The 15,467-nt window shown below is 64.5% G+C and carries 16 protein-coding genes; 8 read left to right on the top strand and 8 right to left on the bottom strand.

The genetic code is table 11. The features are described 5' to 3' along the window. Positions 1 to 48: 48 nt before the first annotated feature. Complete coding sequence (dspII, locus tag Q6A47_RS08400) at positions 49 to 1,182, bottom strand: enoyl-CoA hydratase/isomerase DspII (protein WP_039575837.1); 1,134 nt, start codon at positions 1,180 to 1,182, stop codon at positions 49 to 51. Positions 1,183 to 1,310: 128 nt separating this feature from the next. Between dspII and ung the strand changes: the two genes are divergently transcribed. Next, entirely contained in the window at positions 1,311 to 2,003 is a 693-nt protein-coding gene (gene ung / locus Q6A47_RS08405) for a uracil-DNA glycosylase (protein WP_304483945.1), read from the top strand. Between the two features lie 12 nt (positions 2,004 to 2,015). On the opposite strand, the gene Q6A47_RS08410 is transcribed toward ung, so the two are convergent. The 4 genes from Q6A47_RS08410 to Q6A47_RS08425 form a co-directional block, all read right to left on the bottom strand. Then, positions 2,016 to 3,047, bottom strand: a complete 1,032-nt coding sequence (locus Q6A47_RS08410; protein ID WP_304483946.1) for an AbrB family transcriptional regulator — start codon at positions 3,045 to 3,047, stop codon at positions 2,016 to 2,018. Further along, a complete protein-coding gene (locus Q6A47_RS08415) occupies positions 3,040 to 4,554 on the bottom strand; it encodes a tripartite tricarboxylate transporter permease (RefSeq protein WP_304483947.1) in 1,515 nt (504 codons plus the stop codon). The genes Q6A47_RS08410 and Q6A47_RS08415 overlap by 8 nt, the downstream gene beginning before the upstream one ends. Before the next feature lie 3 nt (positions 4,555 to 4,557). Then, positions 4,558 to 5,016 (bottom strand): tripartite tricarboxylate transporter TctB family protein, encoded by a 459-nt coding sequence (locus Q6A47_RS08420; RefSeq protein ID WP_029613905.1) that lies wholly within the window; start codon positions 5,014 to 5,016, stop codon positions 4,558 to 4,560. Between the two features lie 84 nt (positions 5,017 to 5,100). Further along, positions 5,101 to 6,081, bottom strand: coding sequence for a Bug family tripartite tricarboxylate transporter substrate binding protein (locus Q6A47_RS08425; protein ID WP_039575844.1), 981 nt, complete (start codon positions 6,079 to 6,081; stop codon positions 5,101 to 5,103). A gap of 396 nt (positions 6,082 to 6,477) precedes the next feature. Between Q6A47_RS08425 and tctD the strand changes: the two genes are divergently transcribed. Together tctD and tctE are read left to right on the top strand one after the other, a co-directional pair. Continuing rightward, positions 6,478 to 7,149 carry a response regulator gene (gene tctD, locus Q6A47_RS08430; protein ID WP_039575847.1) on the top strand — a complete coding sequence of 224 codons (672 nt, stop codon included), beginning with the start codon at positions 6,478 to 6,480 and terminating at the stop codon, positions 7,147 to 7,149. Further along, a complete protein-coding gene (tctE, locus tag Q6A47_RS08435) occupies positions 7,142 to 8,521 on the top strand; it encodes a sensor histidine kinase (protein WP_116887678.1) in 1,380 nt (459 codons plus the stop codon). Before tctD ends, tctE begins: the two co-directional genes overlap by 8 nt. 17 nt (positions 8,522 to 8,538) lie before the next feature. Here tctE and Q6A47_RS08440 read toward each other — a convergent pair whose 3' ends face one another. Further along, positions 8,539 to 9,345 carry an HDOD domain-containing protein gene (locus tag Q6A47_RS08440; RefSeq protein ID WP_304483952.1) on the bottom strand — a complete coding sequence of 269 codons (807 nt, stop codon included), beginning with the start codon at positions 9,343 to 9,345 and terminating at the stop codon, positions 8,539 to 8,541. A 54-nt stretch (positions 9,346 to 9,399) separates the two neighbouring features. After that, positions 9,400 to 10,341 carry a CAF17-like 4Fe-4S cluster assembly/insertion protein YgfZ gene (gene ygfZ, locus Q6A47_RS08445; protein WP_304483953.1) on the bottom strand — a complete coding sequence of 314 codons (942 nt, stop codon included), beginning with the start codon at positions 10,339 to 10,341 and terminating at the stop codon, positions 9,400 to 9,402. A 135-nt stretch (positions 10,342 to 10,476) separates the two neighbouring features. Here ygfZ and Q6A47_RS08450 point away from each other — a divergent pair, with 135 nt between their 5' ends. Then, positions 10,477 to 10,731 carry an FAD assembly factor SdhE gene (locus Q6A47_RS08450; RefSeq protein ID WP_029613909.1) on the top strand — a complete coding sequence of 85 codons (255 nt, stop codon included), beginning with the start codon at positions 10,477 to 10,479 and terminating at the stop codon, positions 10,729 to 10,731. Next, entirely contained in the window at positions 10,715 to 11,173 is a 459-nt protein-coding gene (locus Q6A47_RS08455; protein WP_304483954.1) for a protein YgfX, read from the top strand. The genes Q6A47_RS08450 and Q6A47_RS08455 overlap by 17 nt, the downstream gene beginning before the upstream one ends. Here Q6A47_RS08455 and nadB read toward each other — a convergent pair. Beyond that, positions 11,160 to 12,764, bottom strand: coding sequence for an L-aspartate oxidase (gene nadB / locus Q6A47_RS08460; RefSeq protein ID WP_304483955.1), 1,605 nt, complete (start codon positions 12,762 to 12,764; stop codon positions 11,160 to 11,162). The two genes, Q6A47_RS08455 and nadB, sit on opposite strands and share 14 nt — an antisense overlap. Before the next feature lie 435 nt (positions 12,765 to 13,199). Here nadB and rpoE point away from each other — a divergent pair, with 435 nt between their 5' ends. Genes rpoE through Q6A47_RS08475 form a run of 3 tightly spaced genes read left to right on the top strand, consistent with a single transcriptional unit; the run spans position 13,200 to position 15,377 of the window. Beyond that, positions 13,200 to 13,781, top strand: a complete 582-nt coding sequence (rpoE, locus tag Q6A47_RS08465) for an RNA polymerase sigma factor RpoE/AlgU (RefSeq protein WP_003252049.1) — start codon at positions 13,200 to 13,202, stop codon at positions 13,779 to 13,781. Between the two features lie 31 nt (positions 13,782 to 13,812). Beyond that, the gene (locus tag Q6A47_RS08470) at positions 13,813 to 14,406 is read left to right on the top strand and encodes a sigma-E factor negative regulatory protein (RefSeq protein WP_039575867.1); all 594 of its coding nucleotides are present in this window, start codon (positions 13,813 to 13,815) and stop codon (positions 14,404 to 14,406) included. Positions 14,407 to 14,414: 8 nt separating this feature from the next. Beyond that, on the top strand, positions 14,415 to 15,377 hold the full coding sequence (locus Q6A47_RS08475) for a MucB/RseB C-terminal domain-containing protein (RefSeq protein WP_304483962.1): 963 nt from the start codon (positions 14,415 to 14,417) through the stop codon (positions 15,375 to 15,377). Positions 15,378 to 15,467 lie beyond the last annotated feature (90 nt).

Raw genomic sequence — 15,467 nt, forward strand, 5'->3', positions numbered from 1 at the left:
GCGCGCAGTATAGCGGCTACAGGCCGTGCCTCGCAGTGGCGTCATGCTTCAGGGGCTGGCTCGCAGGCCGGACGGTTGCTCCAGGTCGGCCAGCGGATGTGCGCCCTCCCACACGGGGCTGAAGTGCGCCTGGACGACCGCCCCCGGCACCTGGCCGACGTCCGGCCAATGCCAGCGCGGCTGCTGGTCCTTGTCGATCAAGCGCGCGCGCACGCCTTCGCTGAATTCCGGGTGCCGGCAGCAGTTCAGGCTCATGGCGTACTCCATCTGGAACACCTGGGCCAGCGACAAGGTGCGGGCGCGCCGCAGTTGCTCCCAGAGCAGATGGCCGGTCAACGGGCAGCCCTGCTGCACGCGTTCGCCCGCGGCAGCCAGCAGCGGATCGGCGTGGCCTTGCAAGCCGCACACTGCACGCCAGGCCGCCACCGGATCGCAGACATCGAGCAAGGCGTCGATCTGCGCCCGACGCGGCAACCACTGCGGCTCGGGCAGCTCGGCGCGGGCCCGGTGCTGCTCGGCCCGCAGCAGGCTGCACAGCTGCAGTTCGGTCTGTTCCTGCCAGTTCAGTTGCAGCAACTCATCGATCAGCGCGTCCTGCTGCCCTTCGCCGAGAAAGCGGTCGGCCAGGCCCAGGTCGAGGGCGTCGCGGGCGTTGATCGGCGAGCCGGTCAGGCCCAGAAACAGTCCCAGCTTGCCCGGCAGTCGACTGAGGAACCCACTGGCCCCGACATCCGGGTACAGGCCAATGCTCACCTCCGGCATCGCCAGGCGCGTACTGGGCGTGACGATGCGCAGGTTGGCGCCCTGCAACAGGCCCATGCCGCCCCCCAGCACATGGCCGTGCCCCCAGCACAGCAACGGCTTGGGGTAGGTGTGCAGCAGATGATCGAGACGGTACTCGCGTTCAAAGAAGGTCGCGGCCAGCGGCGGCACGCCGCCGGGCGATTCGCGGCAGGCCTGGGCCAGGGCGCGGACGTCGCCGCCGGCACAGAAGGCCTTGGCACCGTTGCCGCGCAGCAGCACGCAGACCACCCCCGGATCGTTCGCCCACTCGCGCAGGCGCGTGTCGAGCGCCTCGATCATGGGCAGGGTGAGGGCGTTGAGGGTCTTGGCGGCATCCAGTGTGGCGATGCCGAGACGGGCGCCGTCGGCGCCGGTGAGTAGCTCGCAGTGAATCGACATGAACCACCTCGCGCGAATCGTCGCTCAAGTATGGCTGGCCTGGCCGATCCTGCTGGTCATCGGTCGGAGCGATTGACAAGCCGGCACCGCTTTCCTAGTGTCGCGCCTCACCGATTCAGGATGGCACCATGACCGACGACGATCGCATCAAGCTCGAACCCAGCTGGAAGGCTGCGCTGCGCGCCGAGTTCGACAAGCCCTACATGCGTCAGTTGCGCGAATTTCTGCGCGGCGAATACGCTGCCGGCAAGCAGATATATCCGCCCGGTCCGCTGATCTTCAATGCCCTCAACAGCACGCCGCTGGAGCAGGTCAAGGTGGTGATCCTCGGCCAGGACCCTTATCACGGCCCCGGCCAGGCCCATGGCCTGTGCTTCTCGGTGCAGCCCGGGGTGCCGACGCCGCCGTCGCTGGTGAACATCTACAAGGAACTGCAACGCGACCTGAATCTGCCGATCCCCACGCATGGCTACCTGCAAAGCTGGGCCGAACAGGGCGTGCTGCTGCTCAACACCACCATGACCGTCGAGCGCGCCAACGCTGCCTCGCACGCCAAGAAGGGCTGGGAGCACTTTACCGACCGCATCATCGAGGTGGTCAGCGAGCAGTGCGAAAGCGTGGTGTTCCTGCTCTGGGGCTCGCACGCGCAGAGCAAGCAGAAGCTGATCGACGGCACCCGTCACCTGGTGCTCAAGTCGGTGCACCCTTCGCCGCTGTCGGCGTACCGCGGCTTCTTCGGCTGCGGGCATTTCAGCCGCGCCAACAGCTTCCTCGAGCAGCGCGGGTTGACGCCCATCGACTGGGCCTTGCCGCCGCTGTGAGGCGCGCGGGGCTCACCCGCGTCTGCGCACCCAGTAACGGAACATCGGCTCCGCCAGGAACAGGACGAACAGCAAACGCATCACCTGCAGTGCAGTCACCAACGGCACCGACAACTGCAAGGTCTCTGCGGTCAGGCTCATCTCGGCGATGCCGCCAGGCATCATGCCCAAGGTCAGCGAACGCAGGTCCAAGTGGCTGAACAGGCTCAGCACCCAGGCCGCGCCACCGGCGATCAGCATGCACAAGGCCGTGGCCATCAGGGTGCGGACAAGGAAGGCTGGGGCGCGACGGAAGAAGGCCCGGTTGAAATGGCAGGCCAGGCCGCTGCCGATCAGCCACTGGCCGATCTGACTGGCCCCATTGGGCAGACCGATGCGCAGATCGCCCGCCAGGCTGATGCTGGCGGCCACCAGCAACGGGCCGAACAACCAGGGGTTGGGCTGGCGCAGACGCTGCCAGAGCAACGCCACGCCGATGCTCAGCGGCGCGATCAGCGCCAACCAGCCCCAACTGACGCTGCCGGCGTGATCGAGCGCCACACCGTTACCCAGCAGCAGCTTGAACAGTGCCGGCACGCACAGCACCACGGCCAGCACCCGCAGGCTCTGGGCGGCGGCCACCTGGCTGAGCAGCGCGCCATTGCGCGCACCGAGGTTGACCATCTCGCCCGAGCCGCCGGGCATGCTGGCGAAGAATGCCGTGGCGCGGTCTTCGCCGGCGCGGCGCAGCAGCCAGACGCCGAACACGCTGGACAGGGTGGTCAGCAGGGCGCCGAAAAAGATCAGGCCGAAATGGCCAGCGACCTGCTCGATCACCTCAGGGGTGAAGTGCAGGCCGATGCCGATACCAATGACCCATTGTCCGCATTTGCGGCCGTTGGGAATTTCCGACAGTTGCCAGGGTGTCAGGCAGCGCACGGCGATGATCGCCAGTAGCGAGCCGACCATCCACGGCAAAGGCCAGCCGACCTGACTGGCGATGAAACCGCCCGTCAGGCCGACCAGCCCGGTTGCCCAGAACAGCGGCAACGACCGCTCAGGCATCGGCCATGGCTCGGCGTTGCAGGCTGCGGCGGCGCCAGATACGCAACAGCGGCAGGCTCATCATGCACAGGGTCAATGCCCACACGCCCAGGCTGATCGGGCTCGACCAGAGAATGCCCAGTTCACCGTTGGAGATCGACAGCGCCCGGCGCAGGTTCTGCTCCATCAAGCCGCCGAGGATGAAGCCCAACAGGATCGGCGACAGTGGGAAATCGAGCTTGCGCAGGATGTAGCCCATGATGCCGATGCCGACCATCAGGAACAGGTCGAAGGTGGTGGCATGCACGGCGTACACGCCAATCGCGGTGATGATCGCGATCACCGGCACCAGCGCCCAGTTCGGCACGGCGAGGATACGGGTGAAGATGCGGATCATCGGGATGTTCAGGATCACCAGCATGATGTTGGCGATGAACAGCGAGGCAATCAGGCCCCAGACGATGTCCGGCTGCTGCTCGAACAGCATCGGACCTGGCGTGATGTTGTACAGGGTCAGCGCACCGATCATCACGGCAGTAGTGCCCGAGCCTGGCACGCCGAGGGTCAGCATGGGCACCAGCGCGCCGCAGCACGAGGCGCCGATGGCGGTTTCGGGTGCGGCCAGGCCACGGGCGTCGCCTTTGCCGAATTTGCCGCTGGTGCCAGCGATGCGTTTCTCGGTCATGTAGGCCACGGCACTGGCCAGGGTCGCGCCGGCGCCGGGCAACACGCCCATGATGAAGCCCAGCAGACCACAGCGAATGTTCACCACGAACACCGAGGCCGCTTCCTTCATGTTGAACAGCATGCGTCCGGTGGCCTTGACCGCTTCGTGGCCATGGTGGGTCTTTTCCAGCAGCAGAAGAATTTCGCTGATGGAGAACAGGCCCAGCACCAGCACCACGAACTGGATGCCATCGGCCAGGTGCACGCTGTCGCCGGTGAAGCGGTACACACCACTGTTGGCATCGATACCGACCGCTGAGAGGAACAGGCCGATCAACGCGGCGATGAAGGTCTTCAACGGCTTGTCACCGGCCATCCCGCCCAGGCAGACGATGGCGAACACCATCAGCACGAAGTACTCCGCCGGTCCGAAGGCGATCGCCCATTTCGCCAGCAGCGGTGCGAACAGCACCATGCCGCAGGTGGCGATGAAGGCGCCGATGAACGAACTCCAGGCCGACAGCGACAAGGCCACACCGGCCAGGCCTTGGCGTGCCATGGGATAGCCGTCGAGGGTGGTCATCACGGTAGAGGCTTCGCCGGGGATGTTCAGCAGGATCGAGCTGATCCGTCCACCGTATTCGCAGCCCAGGTATACCGCCGCCAGCAGGATCAGAGCCGATTCCGGCGGCAGACCGAGGGCGAAGGCGATGGGGATCAGCAGGGCCACGCCGTTGATCGGGCCCAGGCCCGGCAGCAGGCCGACCACTGTACCGATCAGCGTGCCGCACAAGGCCGTGACCAGATTGTACGGGCTCAGCGCGACGCCGAAGCCCTGGCCCAGGTAGCTCAAAGTATCCATGTGTCAGTTCTCCAGTACGCTCAGCAGACCCAGGGGCAGGGGCACGTCCATCATCCGGTCGAACAGCCAGTACAGCAGTAGGCTCATGGCGACCACCACCACGGCGCTGTGCAGCCAACTGCCACCGTACAGGCGCGCCATGGGCACGCCGACGAGCACGGCGCTGAGGATGAAGCCGAGCGATTCGAAGGTTGCGGCGAACAGGATCAGCAGGCCGATGCAGGCGACGATCTTGGTCAGGGTTTCGCGATCCAGGGCCGGTTCATCGTCCTTGCGCACGATGGGCGTGGGGCGGATGGCCAGGTACAACAGGCCAAGCCCCATCAGACCGAGCATCAGCAGCGGGTAGGCCCGTGGGCCGACAGGTTCGTAGGAGAAAGCGGCCTGATAGGGCCAGGCCATCACGGCCAGGGCCGCGCAGACCGCGAGCATGGCCAGGGCGAAGAGGCGTTGCAGGATCATTGCTGAGTCCTCAGTGAACGCGGAGCCTGTGGCCGCAGCGAAGGATCGCCGCGGCCACAGGAAGCGCTGAAAGGTCGTGGTGGCTTACTGGATCAGGCCGAATTCCTTGGCCAGTGTCTTGTAGTCGGCCACTTGCTTCTTGACGTAGGCGTCCAGCTCTTCGCCGGTCATGGCGAAGGGGAACAGTTCGCGCTGGTCACGCAGCTTGGCGAAGTCTTCCGAGGCCAGCAGCTTGTCGAACGACGCTTTCCACCAGTCGTATTCTTCATCGGTCACCTTCGGCCCGAGGTAGAAGCCGCGCACCACCGGCCAGACGATGTCGTAGCCCTGTTCACGGGCAGTCGGAATGTCTTTCATCTCCGGCTCGTCCAGGCGGTTTTCCGAGAACACCGCGAGGATGCGCATGTTGCCGCTCTGGATGTGCGGCATGGAGTCGGAAATGTCGGTGGAACCGACCTGGATATGGCCGCCGAGCAGGGCGGTGGCGATCTCGCCGCCGCCTTCCAGGGCCACGTAACGCAGGTCGCGCGGGTTGATGCCGGCAGCCTTGGCGATCAGCGCGGTCTGCATCCAGTCCTGGCTACCGACCGTGCCACCGGAGCCGATCACCACGCTGCCTGGGTCCTTCTTCAGTGCTTTGACCAGGTCATCCAAGGTCTTGTAGGGCGAATCGCTCTTGACCGCGATGGCGCCGTAGCTGGTGCCGACGGCGGCCAGCCATTTCACGGCGTTCTCGTCGAAGCGGCCGAACTTGCCCTGGGCCAGGTTCAACAACGAGCCACTGGACCAGGCCACCAGGGTACCGGCATCCGCCGGGCGCTGGGCGACCACGGCGTTGTAAGCCACTGCGCCGACGCCGCCGGGCATGTAGGTCACGCGCATGGGCTTGCTGAGGATCTTCTCCTGCACCAGAGCGCTTTGCGCCAGTTTGCAGGTCAGGTCGAAGCCGCCACCGGGCGAGGCCGGGGCGATGCATTCCGGGCGTTTGGGTTCGGCGGCCAGGGCGTTGCCCGCCAGCAGCAGGCAACCGGTGGCCAGGACGAGTCGGCGCAGTGAAGGGGTCATGATAGGTCTCCGTGAACGTTGTTGTTATGGGGTGTCACAGGGTCAGGCGTGTGCTGATCGGCAGGCGCACTTCATCGCCAACGGTCAGGTCGCGGTGCTTGCAGAGGAATGCTGAGGGCTGTGTTCGAGCGGGCGCGCGGGGCGAGCCTCGGGGTGCGACCGGACAGGAACCGGTTGGGATGCAGAGACGGCATCGTTGTCTGACTCCGTTTATTGTTCTTATTCGTTGCACCTTGATGGTGCTTTATTGGGCGCGTGGAGCGACCTTGGGGCGATGCTAGGTAACGAACCTTTCGCCAACCTTTCAGCGTGAAAGGTTTGTGACCCAGGGGCTTCACAGGCCCGGCGACAGCGGTACACTCCGGGCCACTGTCCAATCCGAGCAGGAATAAACCGATGCGTGTGCTGCTGGTCGAAGATCACCTGCCGCTGGCCGACAGCGTGGCCCAGGCGCTCAAGAGTCACGGCCTGACCGTGGACGTGCTGCATGACGGCGTGGCGGCTGACCTGGCCTTGGCCAGCGAGGATTACGCCGTGGCCGTACTCGATGTCGGCCTGCCGCGCCTGGACGGCTTCGAGGTGCTGGCGCGCCTGCGCGCCCGTGGCAAGACCCTGCCGGTGTTGATGCTGACCGCACGCAGCGATGTCAAGGATCGGGTCCATGGCTTGAACCTGGGGGCCGACGATTACCTGGCCAAACCGTTCGAACTGACCGAGCTCGAAGCGCGGGTCAAAGCCTTGCTGCGGCGCAGCGTGCTCGGCGGCGAGCGTCAGCAGCGTTGTGGGCCGCTGGTCTACGATCTCGACACTCGACGCTTTACCCTGGGTGACGACGCGCTGACCCTGACCTCTCGCGAGCAGAGCGTACTCGAAGCGTTGATCGCTCGTCCCGGACGGGTGATGAGCAAGGAGCAACTGGCCGCCCAGGTTTTCGGTCTGGACGAGGAGGCCAGTCCCGACGCCATCGAGATCTATATCCACCGATTGCGCAAGAAACTCGACGGCCATTCGGTAGCCATCGTGACGTTCCGTGGGCTGGGCTACCTGCTCGAGCACCGCGATGCGTGACGCCGGCAGCTTGCGTGGGCGCTTGCTGGGCAACCTTGCGCTGCTGCTGGTGGTGTTGATGCTGGCCAGTGGTCTGAGCGCCTACTGGAATGGCCGCGAAGCGGCCGACACGGCCTATGACCGTACCTTGCTGGCGTCGGCGCGGACCATCGCTGCCGGGCTTTCGCAGCGCGACGGCACGCTCAGCGCCGACGTACCCTACGTGGCACTGGACACCTTCGCCTACGACAGTGCCGGGCGCATTTACTACCAGGTCCTGGACATCGACCAGAAGCTGATCTCCGGCTATGAAAAGCTGCCGCCGCCGCCGCCGGGTACGCCGCGCACCGACGATTACCCGGCGCTGGCCCGCTTCTACAACGCGACTTATCTGGGCCAGGACGTGCGCGTGGTCAGCCTGCTCAAGGCCGTCAGCGAGCCGAACATGAACGGTATGGCCGAGATTCGCGTGGCCGAGACCGAGGAGGCGCGGGTCAGCATGGCGCGTAGCCTGATGGCCGATACCCTGCTGCGTCTGGGCATGCTGGCGCTGGGTGCGCTGGTGCTGGTGTGGTTCGCGGTCAGTGCCGCCTTGCGCCCGCTGGAGCGGTTGCGCACGGCGGTGGAGGAGCGTCAGCCCGACGATTTGCGTGCCCTGCCGGTGGTGCAGGTGCAGCATGAGCTGATGCCGCTGGTGGGCGCCTTGAATCATTTCACCGAGCGCTTGCGCGGTCAGTTCCAGCGCCAGGCGCAATTCATCGCCGACGCTGCTCACGAGTTACGCACGCCCTTGGCGGCGCTCAAGGCGCGTGTCGAATTGGGGTTGCGCTCGCGAGAGCCGCAGCAGTGGCACCAGACGCTGGAGGCGGCGGCGCAGGGCACCGATCGCCTGACCCACCTGGCCAATCAGTTGCTGTCGCTGGCGCGGGTGGAAAACGGTGCTCGGGCCATTGCCGAGGGGGGCGCTCAGCGCCTGGATCTCAGTCAGTTGGCGCGCGAACTGGGCATGGCCATGGCGCCGCTGGCCCATGCACACGGGGTCGCTCTGGCGTTGGAAGCCGAAGCGCCGGTGTGGCTCAAGGGTGAACCGACCTTGCTCAACGAACTGCTGAGCAATCTGGTGGACAATGCCCTGGCCCACACACCCTCCGGCGGCAATGTGATCTTGCGGGTACTGGCGCCTGCGGTGCTGGAGGTGGAGGACGATGGTCCGGGTATCCCTGAGGATGACCGCGAGCGGGTGTTCGAGCGCTTCTATCGGCGCAGCGCGCAGGGCAGTGGGTTGGGGCTGGCCATTGTCGGCGAGATTTGCCGGGCGCACCTGGCGCAGATCAGTCTGCATGATGGCGACAACGGCGGTCTTAAAGTGCGGGTGAGCTTCATCGCCGACTGAAAAGGGCGGCTGGGCGCTTAGCGCAGCATGTCACGGGCGTCGAGCAGCTCACTCAGGTCCAGGTCCTTGCCTTCAGGCAAGCGCAGATGACGGTAGGCGGCCAGCGCTTGCGGTGCCTGGTCCTGCTCGCGCAGGCACAGGGCGCGGGCGATCTGCACGATACCGATGTAGTCGATCTTGTCGCTCTGACGCGTCAGGTCCTGGACCTGGCTGGGCAGGCGCACCAGTTGCTCGGGAAAGTCCCAGGCGCTGAGAATCTTGTCGCCCAGCACGGGCTGGATCTGCTCGATGACGAACCGCAGGCACACCGGGTCGGACAGCAGTTCGTTGTGCTCTTGGGCATAGATCAGCACGGGCAGGGCGCCGATCTGGTGCACCAGGCCGCCGAGTGCGGCCTGATCCGGCTTGAGATGGGTGTGACGGCGGCAGATCTCGTAACTCACCCCGGCCACTTCCAGGCTGGTCTCCCAGATAGTGCGCAGGGTTTGCTCCACGGCAGGCGCGCGCGCGTGGAAGATCTGCTCGATCACCAGGCCGATGGCCAGGTTGCAGCTGTAGTTGACGCCCAGGCGGGTGATTGCGGTATGCAGGTCGGTGACCTCGACCAGCGCCCGCAGCAGCGGGCTGTTGACTACCTTGATCAGGCGCGCCGACAGCGCAGCGTCGCGTCCGATCACGCGGCTCAGGGCGGCCACGCTGATCTCGCTGTCTTCAGCCGCTTCACGGATGCTCAGGGCCACTTCAGGCAGTGTGGGCAGCACCAGGTCGTCGTTCTCGATGGCCGCCAGTAATTGCGCTTGAACCATCTTGGCCAGCTTGTTCATGAACATCTCTACCGCAGTGGTGGGGCTGCCCCGCACGGCGGCGGGGCCGGCTGGTCAGCGCTGAATTTCCCGGTCGCGGTCCAGTTCGTAAGGCAGGCCCAGCACCCTCAGGCGCGGGCCTTCGAGACTGCCCAGGTGCAGGTTGTCGTCCGCCACTGCTTCGGCAGTAAGCACCGCCAGCAGTTCCACGCCATGTTCGGCAGGTGCGGCGATCACCACTTCGCCGACCGATGAACCATGGGTAGGGGAGAAGATTTCGCTGCCGGGAACAGGGGCCTGTTCCTCGTCCAGGGCTAGCCGATACTGGCGACGTTTGAGCTTGCCCAGGTACTGCATGCGCGCGACGATTTCCTGGCCGGTGTAGCAGCCTTTTTTGAAGCTCACGCCATCGACGGCCTGCAGGTTGATCATCTGCGGGATGAACAGCTCACGGGTTTGCTCCATCACCTGGCCGATGCCCGCACGGATCTGGCCGAGCAACCAGGCCGCCAGCGGCGCTTCGGGCACGGCCTCGGCGAGCGTCGCGCTCACCTGGGCGGCGCGCTCGGCGGGCACCCAGAGTTCTGCGCGTCCTGGCGAGACGGCAATGACCATCAATCCCTCGTTGCGCAGGGTGGTGCCGGCGCCCTGAGGCTCCTCCAGCCCCAGAGCCTGCAGCGCAGCGCCCGCGTGCTGCAGCCCGAAGCGGGCCCAGGCGTCGCTTTCGTCGGTCAGCTTGGCCTTGGAAAACACTGCGTATTTCTTCAGGTCTGCCAATTGCGGTTCGAGCAGTTCGCGGGTCATGGCCAGCAGGAAACCGTCGCCTTCGGGCAGGATGCGGAAACTCGATTGCATGCGGCCTTTGACCATGCACCGAGCCCCCAGGCTGGCATGCTCAAAGCTGAGATAGTCGAGGTTGCAGGTCAGTTGGCCTTGCAGGAACTTACCGGCGTCGGAGCCGCGTACGGCGAGAATGCCCTCGTGGGACAGGGGGCAGAAAAAAGCGGAGTCGGCCATGGGTCATCGCGGTCGCTAGAAAGACTGGCGGCCATCATAGAACGGCAGTAACAAAATAGGTAGGTGAGCAGACCAATGCCCCGTGCTGCTGCGGTTGCGGCGCGCTATACTGCGCGACCATTCGAGGAGGGCCCCATGGTCGAACAAACTGAACTCAATCGGCTTTTCTGGCATAGCCGGCGTGGCATGCTGGAGCTGGATGTACTGCTCGTTCCCTTCACTCAAGAGGTCTACCCGAGCCTGAGCGAAGCGGATCGCGAACTGTATCGCCGCCTGTTGACCTGCGAAGACCAGGACATGTTCGGTTGGTTCATGGAGCGCACCGAGTCGGAAGACGCGGAGCTGCAGCGCATGGTTCGCATCATTCTGGACCGTGTCCAGCCCAAGTGAGCGGTTCGAGTGCCGTTGGCAAGGCTCGCGCCTGCTGCTGACGGCCTATCTTTCAGCCCAGGGGCTCGTGTTCCTCACCTTGTGGTGGAGTGCGCTGCCCTGGTGGTTGTCCATCAGCCTGCACTCCCTCTGCATGGCTCACGCCTACTGGACGATCCCTCGGCGTATCCTGTTGACCCATCCCGATGCCATGAGCGGCCTGCGTCGCGACGCGAGCGGCTGGCAGTTGTTCAGCCGTGCCCATGGCTGGCAGCGGGTCGAGTTGCGCCGCGACAGCCTGGCGCTGCCTGCGGTGATCGTCCTGCGCTTCGTTCGTCAGGGCCGCCGCCTGAGCGAAAGCCAATGCATTCCTTTCGATGCGCTGCCCGGCGACGAGCATCGCCGGCTGCGGGTGCGCCTGAAATTCAGTCGGCGGCGCTGGGCTCGGCTCAGCATGGGCTGAGCACGGTGTCCTTGGCGGTTTCCAGCAGTGCGGGGTAGTCGAGTGTGTAATGCAGGCCGCGACTTTCCTTGCGCTGCATGGCGCAGCGGATCATCAGTTCGGCCACCTGCGCCAGGTTGCGCAACTCGATCAGGTCACGGCTGACCTTGTAATTGCTGTAGAACTCATCGATCTCATCGAGCAGCAGCCGCACGCGATGTTCGGCGCGTTGCAGGCGCTTGCTGGTACGCACGATGCCCACGTAGTCCCACATGAAGCGTCGCAGCTCGTCCCAGTTGTGCGCGATGATCACGTCCTCGTCCGAGTCGGTGACCTGGCTGGCATCCCAGCAGGGCAGGGCGGTGGGGGACGGCACCTGCTCCAGGTGAGCCTGGATGTGCGCAGCCGCTGCGCGGCCATAGACGAAACATTCGAGCAGCGAGTTGCTGGCCATGCGGTTGGCGCCGTGCAGCCCGGTGAAGCTGGTTTCGCCGATGGCATACAGGCCCGGGACGTCGGTGCGACCGCGCTCGTCGACCACCACGCCGCCACAGGTGTAGTGCGCCGCGGGTACCACGGGTATGGGCTGGCGGGTGATGTCGATGCCGAAGGTCAGGCAGCGCTCGTAGACGGTGGGGAAGTGACTCTTGATGAAGTCGGCAGGTTTGTGGGTGATGTCCAGATACACGCAATCCACGCCCAGGCGTTTCATCTCATGGTCGATGGCGCGCGCGACGATGTCCCGTGGCGCCAGTTCTTCGCGGCGATCGAAGCGCGGCATGAAGCGCTCCCCGTTGGGCAGGCGCAACAGCGCGCCCTCACCGCGCAGAGCCTCGGTAATGAGGAAACTCTTGGCTTGGGGGTGATAGAGGCAGGTGGGATGAAACTGGTTGAACTCCAGGTTGGCCACCCGGCAACCGGCGCGCCAGGCCATGGCGATGCCATCGCCGCAGGCGCCATCGGGGTTGCTGGTGTAGAGGTAGACCTTGGCGGCGCCGCCGGTGGCCAGCACGGTGAAGCGTGCGCCGAAGGTGTCCACTTCGCCACTGTGGCGGTTCAGCACATAGGCACCTAGGCAACGGTCGCCGCTCAGGCCCAGGCGCCGCTCGGTGATCAGGTCGACGGCCACGCGTTGCTCGAGCAACTCGATGTTCGGACGTTGCCGCGCCTGCGCCAGCAGCGTCGTGAAGATCGCCGCCCCGGTGGCGTCGGCGGCATGGATGATGCGGCGGTGGCTGTGACCGCCTTCGCGCGTGAGATGGAACTCGAAACCGCCATCATCCACGCCGTGCTGCTCGTCACGGGTGAAGGGCACGCCCTGCTCGATGAGCCACTCGATGGCCTCGCGGCTGTGCTCCACAGTGAAGCGCACCGCGGCTTCGTGGCACAGGCCGCCGCCGGCGTCGAGGGTGTCTTCAACGTGAGACTGCACGGTATCGCTGTCATCGAGCACGGCGGCGACCCCGCCTTGTGCCCAGTAGGTCGAGCCGTTTGCCAGCTCGCCCTTGCTCAGCACGGCGATGCGCAGATGAGCCGGGAGGTTCAGTGCCAGGCTGAGACCGGCGGCGCCGCTGCCGATCACCAGGACATCATGTTGGAATTGTTGGCTCATGTCGGGACACTAGTAACTGGGGATGGGGGGCGGCACAATAGTCATGCGCGTATGGCATTGTGAAACTATCGTGAATCCGGTCGGGCTGTCTTTATAGCAGTCTCCAGCGCCAGATTTCCAATGGCGGGACTGCATGTGCAGCCTGGCTGTGGGAACTTTCCGGCACCACGGGAAATCTTAAGCAGGCTGCCCGTCTTTCACCAATGCCAAAGCGATGCAGGACGGCGGCGCTATCCAGGCTGGCACCTGTGTATCTGAAACACCGATTATCGACGCAGCCGGCTGCGACCGCGCTGTGCCTTTTTCGTGCGAGCCGACCAGAGGCCGCAGGAAACTTGCTTGGAGGGGAGAACTTTTGCGCAAAGGCCGAGTCTATGGTTGCAAGCCTGAACGATGGCTTTCGCAACGCTCCTTTGAGTTCACTGAGGAGTGTTCATGCTAACCCAGGAAGAGGATCAGCAGCTTGTCGAGCGCGTGCAGCGTGGTGACAGGCGAGCGTTCGATCTGTTGGTGCTGAAGTATCAGCACAAGATTCTCGGGTTGATCGTGCGTTTTGTTCACGACACCCATGAAGCGCAAGACGTGGCGCAGGAAGCCTTCATCAAGGCCTACAGGGCGCTAGGCAACTTCCGCGGTGACAGTGCGTTCTACACGTGGCTGTACCGCATCGCCATCAACACGGCGAAGAACTACCTGGTGTCCCGTGGAAGACGGCCGCCAGACAGTGATGTCAGCTCCGAGGATGCGGAGTTCTACGACGGCGATCATGGCCTCAAGGATCTCGAGTCACCAGAGCGCTCGTTGTTGCGGGATGAAATTGAGGGCACTGTCCATCGCACCATCCAGCAACTACCGGAAGACTTGCGTACGGCATTGACCCTGCGTGAGTTCGATGGCCTGAGTTATGAAGACATTGCCAGTGTCATGCAATGTCCGGTGGGTACCGTGCGCTCTCGAATTTTCCGCGCTCGGGAGGCCATTGACAAAGCCCTGCAGCCCCTGTTGCAGGAAACCTGAGACAGCGGCGACAGCCAAGAGAGGAACCGCCATGAGTCGTGAAGCTTTGCAGGAATCGCTGTCCGCGGTAATGGATAACGAAGCGGACCAACTGGAATTACGTCGCGTGCTGAACGCCGCCGACGATGCCGAAACCCGTGCCACCTGGTCGCGTTACCAAGTGGCTCGCGCAGCCATGCACAAGGAGCTGCTGCTGCCCAACCTCGACATCGCTTCGGCCGTGTCGGCCGCGCTGGCTGATGAAGCTGCGCCGGTGCAGGCCAAGCGTGGAGCATGGCGCAGTGTCGGTCGTCTGGCCGTGGCTGCCTCGGTGACCGTTGCCGTCCTGGCCGGTGTACGCCTGTACAACCAGGACGAGATCACCGGTGCCCAGCTTGCCTCGCAGCAGCCTGTACAGCAGGGTGTCAGCGTGCCACAGGTGCAAGGTCCGGCCGTACTGGCGGGCTACACCGAGAGCAGCGACCAGCCGACCGGCCCGATGGCCAACGGCGTGTTGCAGAATCAAGCCGGTTGGGATCAGCGTCTGCCAGGTTACCTGCGCCAGCACGCTCAGGAGTCTGCGCTGAAGGGCGCTGAAAACGCTCTTCCTTACGCTCGCGCCGCTAGCCTGGAACCTGCCAAGTAAGGAGGATCATGCGCGCGCTACCTCTCCTGGCGCTGCTGTTCGGCGGATGCATGTCGGTGCCGGTGTTGGCGGCCAATTCCTCGCCAGAGGCGGGTGAATGGCTGTCCAAGCTGGCACAGGCCGAGCAGAAGCAGAGCTACCAGGGCGCCTTCGTCTACGAGCGTAACGGCAGTTTTTCTTCCCACGATATCTGGCATCGCGTCCAGTCGGGCAAGGTCAGCGAGCGGCTACTGCAGCTCGATGGCGCTTCCCAGGAGATTGTGCGCGTCGATGGCAAGGTGCAGTGCGTCAGCGGTGCACTCGCCGACGGTGTCGGTGCACCACCCGACGCGGCTGCGCGTGTCATCGATCCGCTCAAACTGATGAGCTGGTACGACCTGAGCATGGCGGGCACGTCCCGCGTGGCCGGTCGAGATGCCGTGATCGTTACCTTGACGCCTCGCGATCAACATCGTTATGCCTTCGAATTGCATCTGGACCGTGAAACCGGCTTGCCCCTGCGCTCGTTGATGCTCAACGACAAGGGTCAATTGCTGGAACGATTCCAAATGACTCGACTGGATACCGCGAACCTGCCCAGTGACCGCGACCTGCAACCCAGTGCCGACTGCAAACCGGTGGCGCCGGAGCCGGGAGCCAAGTCCGAGTCGGTCGCTGGCTGGCGCTCCGACTGGCTGCCCCCGGGCTTCGAGCTGATCAACAGCGCAGTGCGCACCGACTCTGCGGATAAGCGCTCGATCAGCAGCCTCATGTACGATGACGGGCTCACCCGCTTCTCGGTGTTTCTCGAACCTATCGACGACAAGGGCACCGACACGCGTGTGCAGCTCGGCCCAACGGCAGCCGTTTCGCGACACCTCAACACGCCTTCGGGCAAGGTCATGGTAACGGTGGTGGGTGAAATTCCCCTCGGTACTGCCGAGCGTGTGGCATTGTCGATGCGGCCACAGGACATCCAGGCACGGCAATGATTGGCGAGGACGTTTCGTACGGCTAGTCCAGCGTGCGTCTGACATCAAATTAAGGCATTGTCATTTGCAATCGACCGGTAAATTTTCTAT

Source organism: Pseudomonas boreofloridensis (genome assembly GCF_030580795.1).
Lineage (GTDB): Bacteria > Pseudomonadota > Gammaproteobacteria > Pseudomonadales > Pseudomonadaceae > Aquipseudomonas > Aquipseudomonas boreofloridensis.